The organism is Nocardia sp. 852002-51101_SCH5132738, from assembly GCF_001665695.1.
Classification (GTDB): Bacteria; Actinomycetota; Actinomycetes; order Mycobacteriales; family Mycobacteriaceae; genus Nocardia; species Nocardia nova.
In genome coordinates, this window is sequence record NZ_LZML01000202.1 from 151,308 (window position 1) to 167,182 (window position 15,875).

A 15,875-nucleotide genomic window follows, 5' to 3' on the forward strand; every position below is an offset into this window, starting at 1 on the left:
CCCGCCTACTGTACTTGGTTATTCCAAGTTTTCGCTTGGAATTTCCAAGTGTTGAGATAGGCTGAGGATGTGCCACGCCGAACCTATGACCACTACTGCCCGGTCAGCCGCGCGCTCGAAGTCGTCGGGGACCGCTGGAATCTGCTGGTGGTTCGCGAATTGTGCTCGGGGCCACGGCGATACAGCGATCTGTTCGCCGACCTTCCGGGCATCAGCACCGATATTCTGGCGGCCCGGCTGAAGGATCTGGAACGCGACGGCATACTCACCCATCGCAAGGTGGGGTCGCGATCGGCGGCTGCCGTCTACGAGCTCACACCCGCCGGCGCGGCGCTGCGGCCTGTGCTGCAAGCGCTGTCGGAATGGGGGGCGCCGCTGCTGGGGGAGCGGCGTGCCACCGACGCGGTGCGCGCACACTGGTTCGCGCTGCCGCTGGGACGCGCGGTCGCCGAGGTCGTGCCCGCCGGCAAGGTCACGGTTCATATCGGCGACACGACACTGCACTACGTCATCGGCGCCGCCGGCATCAGCCATCACGAGGGCCCCGCACCCGCCGCCGACCACGAATTCCGGCTGGATATGGCGGAGGCGACCGAGATCGCCACCGGCGCACGACGTTTCGCCGACGTCGTGAGTGAACCCGGGCGCGGGGCGCGCTCGTAAGGCCGGGTCTCTGCCTACCGCTCGAGTTCGGCGGTGACGAGGGCTTGCACGGCCTTCTTGTCGACCTTGCCCAGCCCCGTCAACGGCAGCGCTTCGACCACGATGACGTGTTTCGGAACTTGTACGGAACCCTTGCGGCGCTTGACATCCTGCTGGATGTCGTCGATCGCCGCGGCCACCGCCTCGGAATCGGCGGCGGTGGCCGGGTCGAAGACGACCGCGGCCGTCACGGCCTCGCCCCAGCGGGGATCGGCGACGCCGACGACGGCAACGCCCTGAACGCGGGCATCGGCGACGATGACGTCCTCCACCTCTCGGGGAAAGACGTTGAAGCCGCCGGTGACGATCATGTCCTTGCTGCGGCCGACGATATGCCAGAAGCCGTCGGGATCCTCGCGAGCCAGATCCCCGGTGTGCAGCCAGCCGTCGCGGAAGGTTTCCGCGGTGACGTCCGGGAGATTCAGGTACCCGCCGGCCAACAGTGGCCCGGAGACACAGATCTCGCCGACCTCGCCCGGGGCCACGCGCTGTCCGTCCGTGCCGATCAGCCCGGTGCGCAGCGCCGCCGACGGGCGGCCGCAGGAGCTGAGCCGAGCCTCGTCGTGCTCGTCCTTGGCCAGATAGCTGATCACCATCGGCGCTTCGGACTGGCCGTAGTACTGGGCGAAGATGGGGCCGAATCGCGCGATGGCCTGCGTCAAGCGTTTCGGATCGATCGAGGAGGCGCCGTAGTAGATCGTCTCCAGCGAGGACAGATCGCGCGAGTCGATATCGGGATGATCGAGCAGTGCGTACAGCATCGACGGCACCAGCATGGTCGCCGAGATGCGGTGTTCCTCGATGGCGCGCAGCACCTCACCCGCGTCGAATCGCGGAAGAACCACGCATTGCCCGCCCTGCAGCACCACCGGCAGGAAGAACGCGGCGCCCGCGTGCGACAGCGGCGTGCAGATCAGGAATCGCGGGCGCTGCGGCCATTCCCATTCCGAGAGCTGGATCTGGGTCATGGTCGCCATGGTCCCGGCGGTGCCGATGACGCCCTTGGGCTTGCCGGTGGTGCCGCCGGTGTAGCTGATCGAGACGACGAAATCCGGTGGGATGTCGACCGCTTCGATCGGTTCCGGAGTGTATTGCGCTGCGGCGGAGATCAAGTCGACGCCGACGTCGGCCAGTTCCTCCGGTACCGGGCCGAGGACGAGGATGCGCTTCAGTTCGGGCACTCGGTCGGCCAGTTCGCGGGCGCGCCGGACGAACGCCGGCTGCGGATCGATGACGAGATTCGTGATCCCGGCGTCGGTCAGCACGTGCACATGGTCGTCGAGCCCGCCCATCGGATGCAGTGCGGTGCGCCGATGTCCGGCGATCTGGCCGGCGCCCAGAATGAACAGCACCTCGGGACGGTTGAGGGCGAGCAGCGCGCTCGGGGTGCCGAGCCCGACCTCGTGGGCGGCGAACGCGGCGATGTAGCGGCTGATGGCGTCGATGACGTCGGCGCCGGTGAGGACGGTGTCGCCGAGTGTCATGACCGGGTCGCGCCGATGACGCCGCAGTCCGGCGAGCAGGGCGTGCCCGTTATGGGTCGGCAGCCGCAGCAGGGTCGCGGGATCGATTGTACTGGTGTGTGTTTCGGGCATCTGTGCTCCTGGTGGTGATGTCGTCCGGGGTCAGGAGGTCTTGTGCGGCACCGCGGTCACCAGACCGCCGTCGACGACGAACTCCGAGCCCGTCGCGTACGAGGATTCGTCACTCGCGAGGAACAGCACGAAGGTCGCCACCTCCTCGGGCTGTGCCGGGCGGCCCAGCGGAATCGTCACCAGATCGTCGGGGATGGCGGCGGTCATGGGTGTGCGGATCAGCCCGGGGTGCAGCGAATTCACGCGAATGTTGTGCGGCGCCAACTCCAGTGCGGCCGACTTGGCCAGGCCGCGCACACCCCACTTGGAGGCGACATAGCCGTGTGCCCACGGCGCGCCGCGCAGTCCTTCGATCGAGGAGACGTTGACGATGGATCCGCCGCCGGCGGCGATCATCGGATCGACCACGGCCTGCATGCCGAGAAACGTTCCGGTCAGGTTCACATCGAGGATGCGGCGCCACTGTTCCAGTTCGAATTTGCGCAGCGAGTTGCCGTTGACGATGCCCGCGTTGTTGACCAGCACGTCGAGCTTGCCGAATTCGCCGACCGCCGTGGACACCGCCGTCGCCCAGTTCTCGGGTTCGGTCACGTCGAGGTGCACGAAACGCGCGGCATCGCCGAGTTCGCCGGCCAGAGCGGCGCCTTCGTCGTCGAGAATGTCCCCGATCACGACCTTCGCGCCTTCGGCGACGAGCAGTCGCGCATGGGCCGCACCCATACCTCGCGAGCCCCCGCTGATGAGTGCAATTTTGCCGTCTACACGTCCCATGCCGGTGACGCTACCATGCAAACTGGAACATGTTCTAGACACCGTTCCAGGGCTCTGACCGTGGCGTGCGCCGGGAATCCGGTGTCCGCCGCCGAATAATCGTAGTACTGTCCAGACAGATGTCCGGCAGTGGCTCGCGTGATCGTCCGACGGTGTTGCGGCGACGCCGACCCCGACCGCGCGGCGCCGGGCCGCAGCGACCCGAGGAGAAATGAATGCCCATCCGTGTCGTGCACATCGGCACCGGCAACGTCGGTCGGCTCGCACTGGCCGGCCTGATCGACGACCCGCGCTTCGAACTGGTCGGCGTGTGCGTCTCGACGAAGGAGAAGGTCGGCAAGGATGCCGGCGAACTGGCCGGGCTGGACGTCACCACCGGTGTCCGCGCCACCGGCGACCTGGCGGAGTTGCTCGCCTTGCGCCCGGACTGCGCGGTCTACTGCGCGATGGGCGATACCCGGCTGCTGGAAGCCCTCGAGGACTGCCGCCGCATCCTCGCCGCCGGCGTCGATATCGTCGGGTCGGCCCCAGGACTGCTGCAATATCCGTGGAAGGTGCTGCCGGACAAGTTCTTCGCCCCGCTAGAGGAGGCCGCGCGCGAGGGGGAAGCGAGCATCTTCATCACCGGTATCGATCCCGGTTTCGCCAACGATCTGATCCCGCTCGCCTTCGCCGGCACCTGCCGCGACATCGAACAGGTGCGGTGTTCGGAGATCGCCGATTACGCCACCTATGACGGCGCGACGGTCATGTTCGACGTCATGGGATTCGGTAAACCCCTCGACGAGGTGCCGATGCTGCTGCAGCCCGGCGTGCTGGGCATGGCCTGGGGCACGACGATCCGGCAACTGGAGGCGGGGCTGGGCATCACCGTCGACGAGATCACCGAATCCTACGAACGGGAACCGGCGCCGGAGAGCTTCGACATCGCGGCCGGGCATGTGCCCGAAGGGTCGGTCGCGGCAATACATTTCGAGATCCGCGGACTGGTGAAGGGCCGCCCGGTCATCGTCATCGAGCACACCACCCGGCTGCGGAGCGATCTGCGTCCCGATTGGCCGCAGCCGGCGCAGCCGGGCGGGTCCTATCGGGTCGAGATCGTGGGCGAGCCCTCCTATACCGTCGACATCTGTCCCACCAGCCGCCACGGCGACCACAATCACGCGGCGATCGTCGCCGCCGCGTGCCGGATCGTCAATGCCATCCCCGCTGTGGTCGCTGCCCCCGCCGGAATCCGCACCGCGTTGGACCTGCCGCTGATCGCCGGAAGCGTGGTGTCGGAGTGACTTCGGGACCGATTCTCGTCACCGGCGCTTTCGGACTCGTCGGCACCGCGCTGGTGCGCGCCCTCGCGGCGGAGGGGGTGCGGGTGGTCGCGACCGACCTCGACATCCCGGCCAACCGCCGCGCCGCGCGCAAGTCCGCCGGTGCCGGGGTCGAGGTGCGGTGGGCCGATCTGACTGTGCCACACCAGGTTCGCGACCTGCTGCGATCGGTGCGCCCCCGCGCGATCGTCCACCTCGCCGCGATCATCCCGCCGGTCTGTTACCAGCGCCGGGGCCTCGCCCGTGCGGTCAACGTCGATGCCACGGCGACGCTGCTCGATGCTGCGGCCGAGCTCACCGCGCCGCCGCGGTTCGTCCTCGCGTCGAGTATCGCGGTCTACGGTTCGCGCAACCCGCATCGGTCCGGCGAATTGCTCACGCCCGACACCCCGGTGCGGCCGGCCGATCTGTACGGCGCGCACAAGGCGGAAGCCGAGCAGCTGGTGCGGTCGTCGGGGCTGGAGTGGGTGATCCTGCGGCTCGGCGGCGTGCTCACCATCGAGCCGATGCTCGGCCTGCACGCCGACATGCTCGCCTTCGAGGCGGCGCTGCCCGCCGACGGACGGATCAACACGGTCGATGTGCGCGATGTGGCCGCCGCGTTCACGGCCGCGACCGTCACGCCGTCCGTGCGCGAGGTCTTCCTCATCGGCGGCGACGCGTCACATCGGTTGCGCCAGAGCGATATCGGCGCATCGATCGCCGCCGCCTCCGGATTACCGGGGGCCATTCCACGCGGGCTGGACGGGAACCCGGACAGCGATGCGGACTGGTTCGCGACGGACTGGATGGATACCGGCCGCTCGCAGGAAGTGTTGCGCTTCCAGCATCACTCGTTTCCGGACATGCTCGCCGAAATCCGCAGCAGAACAGGCCGAATGCGGCTTCTCACCCGTCCGTTCGCACCGGTGATGCGATGGTATCTCGGCCGCCTGTCGCCGTACCGCGACGGCGCGCACACATTCGCCGACCCATGGGGCGCGATCCGCGCCAGGCTGGGCGACCCGCAGCCGGATCGCCCCTGACTCACCGATGCCCGCACGCGATGCGGATCCGCGCGGTTGTCGGCGATGGGTCCACGGCAGCCCGGACATCTCAGCCGGTGGGCGTGATCCGCAGCAGGGCCACGCCGTGTGCGGGGATGTCCGGAGCGACGATACGGCCGTCGGTCACCGTGGTCGTCGTGGTCCAGATGTCGTGCACCGTGTACGAATATGCCTGGGCGAGACCGGTTTCGGCGGCGGTGGTCGCGAGCGTGAGCGGCTGGTCGCCGGGGTTGACCAGCGCCACGGCGACCGAACCGTCGGCCAGCGGTTTGGTGAGGATTCGGTGATCGCGGCGCAGCGGTGCCGCGGGCCCCACCCGAGGGTCCTGGTCGATGGCGATCACACCGGCATCGGTGAGCAGCTCGCGCGTGGGCTCGCTCATCGTGCGGACATCGTTTCCCGCGATGAACGGGGCGGACAGCATCGCCCACAACGACAGATGCGCCTGCTCCTCGGCGGGTGACAGGGTGCGTGTATCGCGCAGCATCGCCAGCGTGTCCGGAGATATCCCCAACCGCCGAGCCAGATAGGCGGTCTCGGCGGCGGTGAGTGCCGAGCGGCGCACGGCGGTTCCGGGCAGACCGTCCAGATGGGCTCCGAGGAATTGCGACATCGACAGTCCGGAGACGAGCATGTCGGGGTCGGGCCAGTATCCCGGACGGCTGGGCCGGGCCTGCAGGGCGGCCTGCGCCTCATCGGCGACACCGCGGACCGACGTGGTGTCGAATCCGCCGATATCGGGCTCGGGAAAGGTGTTGCGCCACATCGGGATGAGATCGTCGGTGCTGCGGGCCGAATTCGCCACGCCCGACCAGTCGTAGTCGACGCCCGCGCGGGCGTCCGCCGAGCTGTTCGGGTTGATCATGTAGACGATGCTGCGTCCGGTCGATCGCAGCGCGTCGCGCATCCGGGCGAAATCGCGAACCTGCTCGTCGTGGTTCGCATCGGTCCGGCACCAATCGTATTTGAGCAGGTCGACACCCCACTGTGCGAATCGCCGCGCGTCCTGCAGTTCGTGGCCGCGACTCGCGGTAGCGGGGGACTGCCCGCAGATCTCGTCGAACGGACTGGCGTACAGACCCAGATACATACCGTGTTCGTGGGCGTAGCCGGCCACCGCCGCGATGCCGTGCGGGAACCGGATCGGGTCCGCCGCGAGATCGCCCGACGAATCCCGTTGCGGCGCAGCCCAGCCCGCGTCCAGATCGACGTAGCGATAGCCGGCGTCACGCATACCGTTCGACACCATCGCGTCGATCGTCTCCCGCACCGACTGCTCGGTCAGCGCGATTCCGGAATCCCAGGAATTCCACCCCATCGGGGGAGTCGCCCGCACGGCGGCCGGCTCGAACAACGGCGGACGCACCGCGCTCCCGGACATCGCCGCACCCGCCGCGACGAGACCCGCCGCGAGGACCGCGAGCCTGATCGCACCGGCGCGCCTCAACCGAGATACTGCGCGTACCAGTCGGTCACGCGCTGCCAGGCGGCGGCGGCCGCGGTGGGCTGGTAGTTCGCGCCGGTGTCGTTGAAGAACGCGTGATTGGCGTTGTCGGCGACGAAGATCTCGTGCGGCACGCCGGCACGGTTCAACGCCGCCTCGGCCGCGGGCCGGGTGGCGTCGACACGCTTGTCGAGTGCGCCGTACACCGCGAGAACCGCCGTCGCCGTGGTGATGTCGTCGTCACCGGGGTACGGACCGTAGAAGGGCGTGGCCGCGGCCAGTTCCCGGGTGCCGTGGGTGAGCAACAGCCAGGTGAGGCCGCCGCCGAAGCAGAAACCCGTGGCGCCCAGCTTCTTTCCCGGCACCCGGCGTCCCAGCTCCGCCACACCGGCTTGCAGATCCGCGATGAAACGGTCCTGCGGTGCCTTGCCGAGTGCCGCGGTGGCGGCGGCCGGGTCGGTGAAGGTGGTGGTGCCGCCCTCTTCGGAGAGCAGATCCACCGCGAGCGCGGAATAGCCGATTCCGGCGAAACGCCCTGCGACGGAACGGATGTGGTCGGTGAGGCCCTTGTTCTCGTGGATCACCAGGACGCCGCCGCGAGGTTGCGCCGCGGCGGCCCAGGCGGCCTGCAGGGTGCGGCCGTCGGGGCCGGGAAAGGTGATCGCGGTGGTGGGCTGAACCGCGGTCGCGGTTCCCGGTGGTGGGGCCGAGCTTGCCGGTGCGGTGGGCTTCGTCGTCCCCGCCGGGGTGCCGGAGCGCTGCGCGCACGCGGCCAGCAGCGCCACCGCGGCCGGGGTGCCTAGCCCGAGCAGGCTCAGCCGTCGCAGCGCCTCCCGGCGGCTGAGCAGGCCCTCGGCGTGGTCGGTACCGATCTCCTCTGCGATGTAGCGCTGCAGCGGCGTCATACCGGCCAGCGTAACCACGCAACCTGTGGATCGGCATGCGTACGGCGAACCGGCGTCCTCACTCCGGTTCGGTGACGAAGTCGATGAGCTGTTCCACCGCGCCCAGCAGCGGCGCCTCCAGATCGCGGAAGCTGTCGACGGCGTTGTAGACCCGCCGCCAGCCCTCCGACGGGGTACCCCAGCCGAGGCGGCGGCAGACACCGGTCTTCCAGTCCTCACCGCGCGGCACCTGCGGCCAGGCCTCGATACCGAGGGCCTGTGGCCGCACCGCCTGCCAGATGTCGATGTAGGGATGACCCGTCACCAGGACGTGGGGGCCGAGGCCGGTGGTCAGATTCGTCTCCTTGGACCCCGTGACCAGGTGATCGACCAGTACCCCGACCCGGCGGCCGGGCTCCGGGCGGAAGTCGGTGAGACGCTCGGCGAGATGGTCGAGGCCTTCCAGATGCTCCACGACCACGCCCTCCACGCGCAGATCGTGCCCCCACACGCGTTCCACGAGCGCCGCGTCGTGCACGCCCTCGACCCAGATCCGGCTGGCGCGCGCGACGCGGGCGCGCAGCCCCTCCACCCGTGTCGAACCCGAGGCGGATCGGGTGGGCGCGGCCGGCGCGGACGCTGTCGGACGAACCAGCGTCACCGGCCGGCCGTCGATGAGGAACGCCGCCTCCCGCAAGGCGAACAACCGGACCCTTCCACCACGGTCCTCGAGTTTGACGAAGTCGCCGTCGTAGGTGCGCTCGAAACCGACCACGGCGCCGCAGAATCCGCTGGCCGCGTCCTCGGCGACGAGATCGCGTTCGGCGACGACCTGCGGTACCGCGCGCTTGCGGGTTCGAGCATGTCCGGAATAGATGTCACCGTAGTCGCGCGCACTCACCCGGCCGAAACTACCTGTTTCCCTTGCCGTTCGGCGGGAGGCGAGACCACGAGCGGCGGTGCGGTCCGGCCGACGACGGCTCGCGCCCACCGGATCCGGACCGGTGACCGGCGTGTTTCCGCTCGACTCGTCCGCTTAAAGGCGCGGAAAAACGGACAGGCACGGTACGGTTGACTCGTGGCCGCAATCGTATGGCTGGTCGCGGGAATTCTGCTCGCCGCAGCCGAGATGCTCACCGGTGACTTCACGCTGCTCATGTTGGGCGGGGCGGCGTTGATCACCGCGGGGGTTGCCGGGATCGCGCAGACGTCGGTGGTGATCGACGCCGTGGTGTTCGCCATCTCCGCCATCGGGCTGCTGTTCGTCGTCCGCCCGATGTTGTTGCGTCGCTTCGCGACTCCACCGCCCACACCGACGAATGTCGATGCGTTGCCGGGAAAGACGGCGAAGGTGCTGGAGCCGGTGAACGAGAACAGCGGTCAGGTGAAGATCGGTGGCGAGGTGTGGAGTGCACGCCCGTTCGACCCGGCCGATGAATATGCCGAGGGTGAGACCGTCTACGTCATGAAGATCGACGGCGCGCACGCCGTCGTCTGGAAGGGGCCGTAATGGCTGTACTGATCGTCGCGATCGTCATCGTGGTGCTGGTCGCGGTGGTGGTCTTCAAGTCGATCGCGCTGGTACCGCAGGCCGAGGCCGCGGTGATCGAGCGGCTGGGCAGATATTCGCGCACCGTATCGGGCCAGCTGACATTCCTGGTCCCGTTCGCCGACCGGATCCGCGCCAAGGTCGACCTGCGCGAACGGGTCGTCTCGTTTCCGCCGCAGCCGGTGATCACCCAGGACAACCTCACCGTGCAGATCGACTCGGTGGTGTATTTCCAGGTCACCAGCCCGCAGGCCGCGGTCTACGAGATCAGCAACTACATCGCCGCGGTGGAGCAGCTGACCATCACCACCCTGCGCAACGTGGTCGGCGGTATGACCCTGGAGGAGACGCTGACCTCGCGCGACCAGATCAACTCGCAGTTGCGCGGCGTCCTCGACGAGGCGACCGGCCGCTGGGGCCTGCGGGTGGCGCGAGTGGAATTGAAGGCCATCGATCCGCCGCCGTCGATCCAGGAATCGATGGAGAAGCAGATGAAGGCCGACCGTGAGAAGCGCGCGATGATCCTCACCGCGGAAGGTAATCGCGAGGCGCAGATCAAAACGGCCGAGGGTGCCAAGCAGTCGCAGATCCTCGCGGCCGAAGGTTCCAAGCAGTCGGCCATCCTGTCCGCCGAAGGTGAGCGGCAGAGCCGGATCCTGCGCGCCCAGGGTGAACGTGCGGCCGCCTACCTGCAGGCGCAGGGCCAGGCCAAGGCGATCGAAAAGGTCTTCGCCGCCATCAAATCCGGCAAACCGACCCCGGAACTGCTCGCCTACCAGTACATGCAGACACTGCCGCTGGTGGCGAAGGGCGATGCCAACAAGGTCTGGATGGTGCCCAGCGACTTCGGCAAGGCACTGGAAGGGTTCGCTCGCAACTTCGGCACCCAGGGCGAGGACGGCGTCTTCCGTTACGAGCCCAGTGAGGACGGCGCCGCGAACGCGCCCGACGACGACGCCGACGAAGTCGCCGACTGGTTCGACATCAAAACCGACCCGGCCGCCGAGCGAGCGGTGCGCGCCGCCGAGGCCGCGGCGGCCACACCGGTCGATTCGCCGCTGGTCGCGCCCAATCAGCCCCGGCATCTGCCGCCGCAGAGCGCGCCCATTCCGCCGTCGCCGCCGGCGCAACAGCAACCGGCGCCGCGCCCCGGCGATGCCGGCGGGCGCCCGTGGCAGCCGCCGGAATATCCGGGACGTTAACGGGGTAACCGTATTTCAGCGATGATCCGAATGCCGGTCCGCATATCATGCGGACCGGCATTCGAATTTCGGTGCACGGCACGCGGACTCGGGGGTGGCGATGGCGACACGGCGGGCGGTGCTGCATGCCGCGGCGTTGGCGCCGATGCTGACCGCGTGCGCACCCGGAGTGCTGTTCGGCCACCCCGCTTCGGTGCGTATCGCGGTGCCCTGGAGCGGATCCGAGCTGGCCGCGTTCCGCCGGGTACTGGAGGACGCGGGGCTGGGTGCCACGGTCGCGGTGCTGCCGCTCGGCGACGACATCGATACGGCCCTGCAGGCGCGCGGCCGCTCCGCACCCGATCTGGTGATGTTGCCCGAGGTCGGCCGGATCGGCGAGCTGGCGGGCGGGGTGCTGCGGGCGCTGCCGCCCACGTTGTGGCACGACGCGGCGGGCCCGCGCTATCCGGAACAGTGGCGCTCGCTGCTGTGGAAAGACGATGCGCTCTACGGCATTCCGTTCAAGGCTGCCGACAAATCGCTGGTGTGGTACGACCGCTACGCCTTCGGCGGCGACCGCCCGCGCGACGACCCGCGTGATTGGACCGTCTCCCAGTGGCCGCAACGCATCGCCGCGGCGACCACCCGCCGTCCTCTGGCACTGGGCGGTGCCGACGGCTGGGTGCTGGCCGACCTGTTCGGCAACATCCTCTACGGCGAATCCGCCTGGGACTACCAGGATTTGGCCTCCGCCGGCGAACCGGACCGCCCGCGGGAATGGGATCGCGACGCGGTGCGGGCGACCCTGTACCGACTGGGCACGCTGTGGGCACCGCGCGACACCTTTCCGGGCGGTATCGCCGCGACCCTGACCCGGCAATTTCCGGAATCGGTGCGCGAGGTGTTCGAACGGCGCACCGCGGCGATGGTGGTGGCGCCCGATTTCGCGGAACCCATCGTGCGCAGCTGCCTGCGCCGGGCGAACCGGCCCGCCGATGCCGTGGGCGTGATGCCCTTTCCGGCGGTGGCGCCCGGCGGTCCGCGCCCGGCCATCGGCGGCGGCGACGTGATCGTCGCGACCGCGGCCGGCGCCCACGATGCGATACCGGTGCTCGGCGCCCTGACCGCACCGGCCGCCGTCTCGGCCTGGATCGGCGACTACGGCGGCTTCCTGGCGCCCAGCCCGCGCACGGTCCCGGATCACCCGCTGATGCTGGAACCTGTTGCGGGCGAGCTGCATTCGTGGACCGCCTTCGATTTCGCCGACCTCATCGGCGCCGCCGGACGCCGCGACGGCCTGTGGCGGGTACTGACCGATTTGCTCATCACCGTCGGCGACGGCCACGCCGAGCGACTGGACGAAGCGGTCGACCACGCCGTGCGCGCACTCGACGAGTTCGAACGGAGAGCGCGATGACGGCCGGGCACATCCACGCTCACGGGCTGGATCTGGAGCCGGCGCTCACGCGGATCGCCGGTCCGGTGATCCCGGGCCGCCACCCCCGGCGGTGGTCGATGTGGCCGGCGCAGCTGCCCGCACTGCTGCTGATCCTGCTGCTGCTGGTGGGACCAGCCGCCACCACGGTCTGGACCGCGGCCCGCGCCCAGTGGGAGATGGTCGGCTGGTGTGCGCTGCTGGTGGTCCTGGTCGCGGCCAGCACGATGCTGTGGCGCGGGGACGACGCGGTGCGCGCGGTGGTGGCCGCGGCCGTGCGGGGCCGCTGGAGTTTGCTGCGAAACCGATTGTGGCCGACGGTTTTCCGCCGCCAGGCACCCGAAGGCGCGAGTATCGTCGCGCGGGTACGCCGGCGGTCTCTGTGGTGGCCCGTCCTGGTGATCGCGCTCGCGGTCACGATCCGCGGAATCGGCGTCGAGCTCGGGCCCGGTGGGCGCGGCGCCTACGCCCGGACCCTGGTCTGGGTCCTGTGCGCGGTGGCAGTTCTGGTCCTCGCCCTCGAACTGGCCTGGCATGGCCGCCGCGGCTGGTGGCCCTGGCAGCCGCTGATCCTGCCCTTCGGCGTGTCCGCGTTCGTCGCCGGACTGGCCCTGCGCCTGCTGGCCGAGAACCCGGACTACCGGATGCCGGTCCCGGGCGTGACCGGGCAGCGCATCTGGTTGATGACCACGCTGATCGTGGCCTTCGTCTGGTGCTGGCTGGGGGCGCTGTTCGCGCTGTTCCGCGCCGCGATCGCCGCCATCGAAGCCGATCCCGTGCGGCGTGGCTATCTCGAGGATGCGCGCGGCGTGGCGCGAACCCGGGCCCGGCTGTTCGAACTGATGCGGCCGGTGTTGCTGATCCTGGGCCTCGTCGTCGCCGTCGCGGCCGCCCGGATTTTCGACATCATCCTGGTCGCGGTGCCGGGATCGCTGCAGTATTCGCTGGACTCGGCGACCGTGCACTGGTGGCGACTGGTCTCGGATCCCGATGCCGATCCCGGTGTGGCCGCGGCCTATTCACTGCCGCTGGCGGTGCTGATCGGTTCGGCGGCGTGGATCCTGCAGACCGACGTGCGACGCCACCGCGTCGGCTGGATGCGCCGCCCGGCCGTCGATCCGGTCCGTACCAGGCGCACTGCGCGCGGCGTCCTGCGAGTCGTGGCGGTCTCGCTGCTCTCGCTGGGTCCGCTGCTGGCGTTGGCGGTGTTCGGCTGGGTGGGCGCCGACGGGCCCGCCTTCGCCGGGAACGGTTCGGTCTGGCAGCACCGAGAGTTGTTGCACGCCATGGCCAATACCGGCTGGGTCGCGGTGTGGGCGACGGTCCTGGTCATCGGTGCGGCCTTCCCGGTCGCCCATCAACTCGCCGCGCTGCCCGCCGATGCGCTGCGTTCGCGAATCGCGGTGGTGGTACTGGTGGTGTTCACTGTCCTTCCCGCGCAGCTCTACGTCGGGCCGATCCGGCGTGTCATCGAGCGGATGGGGTTGACCGGGACGTCGTTCTCCTCGCTGATCGTGGTGCATGCCGCGATCGGCCTGCCCATCGCGATCCTGATTCTGCGCGGCGCGCTGCTCGCGCCCTCGGACGGCCCGGCCGCCGACGCCCTGCACGGTCTCGCGAAACCGTGGGCCGTCCTGGGCCGTGTGGTGTCCACCGCCTGGCCCGCCGTCGGCGCGGTCGCGGTGCTCGAACTGATTCAGGTGTGGAACGACTTCTTCATCGGACTCATGGTCAGCGGCGCCGACGTCAGTCCGTGGTCGCTGCTGCTGTGGGGCGACGCCCGGCAGTTCCAGGAGAACGCCGCCCATCTAGCGGCCGGTGCCCTGCTGTCGACGATCCCGCCGGTGCTGCTGTTGCTGGTGACCTGGCGTCGCTTCCTGGTTCCGGGATTGACGGGCGGGATCGTGCGATGAGTGGCGGCCACTCGCACCGGCCCGAGCACGACATCGCGTCGCAGCTCATCGCCACCCCGAAATCCTCGATCTGGCAGGGCTTCCTGGGTGCGGCCTGGGTGATGTCGTCGTCGCTGCTGCTCGAGGTGGTGGCGAAACTGCTGGAAGGTTCGGTCGGGCAGAGCCGGGTGCTGAACTCGCTGGCCGGGGTGTTGCGGTGGGTGGCGGTCGCGGTGGTGGCGGCCGCCGCGCTGTACGTGCTGTGGCGCAAGACGATGGATATGCGCGAGGGTGCGCGCATCCGCCGGGAACTGGATCTCACCGCGGACCTGGTCCAGCCGCCACCGGTGGTCGAGCGGACCGTCGCGGCGCTGCCGGCCTCCGCACCGGTTGGGGCGCGGCCGCTGGATGAGGCCGATACGGCCGTCGCCGACGTCCTGCGGGCATTGCCCTTCACCGACTACGAGGCCGCTGCGCTCTACGACACGGTTACCGCGATGCTCGACAGCGCGACGGTCCTGCCGGGGGAGCAGGCGGTCCTGCGGCGTTCCACCGGCGAGGTTCTGATCCGGCTCGCCGCCCACGGCGTGATCGTCCACCACGGACACGACCGATTCGCCGTGGACACGTCCCCGAACTCGCCGGACCTCGCTGTGATCCGCCGCACACCGCAGTGGCGCGCCGCGTGGCCGGCGCTGATCCGGCACTACTCCGATCGGGCGACGCGCTGGGCGGTCGCCCTGGATTCGGACCGGCTCGGTGCCGGCGCGCATCGGTGGTTCACGGGATCGGCGGACCGACTGGCCGAGCTGGTGCGCGAATGCGACAAATGCGACCACGGCATCGAGCTCGACATCCCCGCCCTGGCCCGCATCGCCGACGCACTCGACCTCTGGTACGCCCGGATCGGGAAGCCTTCCGACGGTCCCGCGGCGCGGGCGATGGTGGCGCTGAGCGAAACGGCGCATCCGCAGATTCACGAACTGGCCTCGATCCGCTGCGGGCTGCTGCCCGACACCGCGACACGCCGACGATGGCCGCGTCCGCTCCGGCGGCGCAGCCGCCCGCGCCGGAGCACGGGCCTGCACGCTCGCCGCGCGCACGCCGAGGCGCTGCGGGATTTCGATCGCTTACCGGGCGGGGAGTACCCGCTGCCCGAGATCGTGGCCGGATTCGAGCGCGCCTGGTGGCTGCTGCCACGGCGCGATATCGCCGCGGAGGTCTGTGCCTTGAACGACCTGGCCATCGCACATCTGTACGAAGGACGCCTGGACGCCGCGCGTGACCGGCTCGAGCTGGCCGAAACCCTGACCCGCGGCGGTCGCCATCCGTCCGGGCGGGCACACACCTTCGAAACGTTGGGCCTGCTGTGGTGGATGCGCGGCGAGCCCCGGCGCGCGATGCGCTGGTGGCTGCTGGCGCTGACCCGCTATCGCGATCTCGGTCACGAACTGGGAATCTGCCGGTGTCTGCAGCATCTGGGCAGCGCCGTCGCGGTGACACCCGAATACGGTGGTCTGCTGCTCGCGGGGCCGCTGAGCACCGGAGAGGTCCTGCGCCAGGCCTCCGGCTGGCTGGCCTACGCCGCGCGATGCCGTCCGGGCGGTACCGGCCGCGCGCCCGCCCTCGCCGCCCGCTACCGTCGGCGTGTCGCGCACGCGCTGGAGAACGCGCAGGTCGCGCCGCTGGAGACGGTGGACCGGTGGCCCGTCACCGTGTCCGAGCATTAGCGCTGCGACCGGCCCGGATAGGCGTCCGCCCGCGATTCGAGACCGCGAAACCGCCGATTTCGGGCATCGTCATGCGACTGGGGTCACTATATCTCAGTGATCTCGACCACATAACGGTTATATAACTACAGTAATGTAATGCGCGTTTATCGCACTATGCGCTGCGTAAACGTGAATATCCTCCATGTCGGGTTGAGACAGTTCGGTTGTTATCGCAACGTGATGTTTCGAGATTTCTCCGTTACCGTCGTTTGCAGCTCGGAATTCCGGGCTGACGCTCGAATCGCTGAACACCGGCAACCCTGTCCCGCGGTTCGAGTT

The 15,875-nt window shown here is 69.3% G+C and carries 13 protein-coding genes; 8 read left to right on the plus strand and 5 right to left on the minus strand.

Annotated features, from left to right (window positions below; genetic code table 11):
- The first annotated feature begins 69 nt into the window (after positions 1-69).
- Complete coding sequence (locus tag A5789_RS32035; RefSeq protein ID WP_064904741.1) at positions 70-663, plus strand: helix-turn-helix domain-containing protein; 594 nt, start codon at positions 70-72, stop codon at positions 661-663.
- Between the two features lie 14 nt (positions 664-677).
- Here the strand turns inward: A5789_RS32035 and fadD8 are convergent, their stop codons facing one another.
- Positions 678-2,297: a fatty-acid--CoA ligase FadD8 gene (gene fadD8, locus A5789_RS32040; RefSeq protein WP_064904739.1), complete on the minus strand. Its 1,620-nt coding sequence runs from the start codon at positions 2,295-2,297 to the stop codon at positions 678-680.
- A 30-nt stretch (positions 2,298-2,327) separates the two neighbouring features.
- A complete protein-coding gene (locus tag A5789_RS32045; RefSeq protein ID WP_064904737.1) occupies positions 2,328-3,068 on the minus strand; it encodes a glucose 1-dehydrogenase in 741 nt (246 codons plus the stop codon).
- Positions 3,069-3,283: 215 nt separating this feature from the next.
- On the opposite strand from A5789_RS32045, the gene A5789_RS32050 reads away from it, so the two are divergent.
- Both A5789_RS32050 and A5789_RS32055 read left to right on the plus strand, forming a co-directional pair.
- Entirely contained in the window at positions 3,284-4,354 is a 1,071-nt protein-coding gene (locus A5789_RS32050) for a hypothetical protein (protein WP_064904735.1), read from the plus strand.
- Positions 4,351-5,418: an NAD(P)-dependent oxidoreductase gene (locus A5789_RS32055; protein ID WP_082941096.1), complete on the plus strand. Its 1,068-nt coding sequence runs from the start codon at positions 4,351-4,353 to the stop codon at positions 5,416-5,418. Before A5789_RS32050 ends, A5789_RS32055 begins: the two co-directional genes overlap by 4 nt.
- 70 nt (positions 5,419-5,488) lie before the next feature.
- Here A5789_RS32055 and A5789_RS32060 read toward each other — a convergent pair whose 3' ends face one another.
- The 3 genes from A5789_RS32060 to A5789_RS32070 are packed head-to-tail and all read right to left on the minus strand — an operon-like array spanning position 5,489 to position 8,668.
- A complete protein-coding gene (locus tag A5789_RS32060; protein WP_155525619.1) occupies positions 5,489-6,886 on the minus strand; it encodes a glycoside hydrolase family 27 protein in 1,398 nt (465 codons plus the stop codon).
- Positions 6,883-7,788 carry a dienelactone hydrolase family protein gene (locus tag A5789_RS32065; RefSeq protein ID WP_063015041.1) on the minus strand — a complete coding sequence of 302 codons (906 nt, stop codon included), beginning with the start codon at positions 7,786-7,788 and terminating at the stop codon, positions 6,883-6,885. Before A5789_RS32065 ends, A5789_RS32060 begins: the two co-directional genes overlap by 4 nt.
- A 58-nt stretch (positions 7,789-7,846) precedes the next feature.
- Entirely contained in the window at positions 7,847-8,668 is an 822-nt protein-coding gene (locus tag A5789_RS32070; protein ID WP_064904733.1) for a DUF3097 domain-containing protein, read from the minus strand.
- Between the two features lie 177 nt (positions 8,669-8,845).
- Between A5789_RS32070 and A5789_RS32075 the strand changes: the two genes are divergently transcribed.
- The 5 genes from A5789_RS32075 to A5789_RS32095 all read left to right on the plus strand — a co-directional run bounded on the left by A5789_RS32075 (position 8,846) and on the right by A5789_RS32095 (position 15,554).
- Positions 8,846-9,277, plus strand: a complete 432-nt coding sequence (locus A5789_RS32075) for an NfeD family protein (protein WP_030514511.1) — start codon at positions 8,846-8,848, stop codon at positions 9,275-9,277.
- Positions 9,277-10,518, plus strand: a complete 1,242-nt coding sequence (locus tag A5789_RS32080; RefSeq protein ID WP_063015045.1) for an SPFH domain-containing protein — start codon at positions 9,277-9,279, stop codon at positions 10,516-10,518. The genes A5789_RS32075 and A5789_RS32080 overlap by 1 nt, the downstream gene beginning before the upstream one ends.
- 100 nt (positions 10,519-10,618) lie before the next feature.
- Positions 10,619-11,914, plus strand: a complete 1,296-nt coding sequence (locus A5789_RS32085) for an ABC transporter substrate-binding protein (protein WP_063015112.1) — start codon at positions 10,619-10,621, stop codon at positions 11,912-11,914.
- A complete protein-coding gene (locus A5789_RS32090; protein WP_063015047.1) occupies positions 11,911-13,845 on the plus strand; it encodes a hypothetical protein in 1,935 nt (644 codons plus the stop codon). Before A5789_RS32085 ends, A5789_RS32090 begins: the two co-directional genes overlap by 4 nt.
- Complete coding sequence (locus A5789_RS32095; RefSeq protein WP_064904730.1) at positions 13,842-15,554, plus strand: hypothetical protein; 1,713 nt, start codon at positions 13,842-13,844, stop codon at positions 15,552-15,554. Before A5789_RS32090 ends, A5789_RS32095 begins: the two co-directional genes overlap by 4 nt.
- Positions 15,555-15,875: the final 321 nt, after the last annotated feature.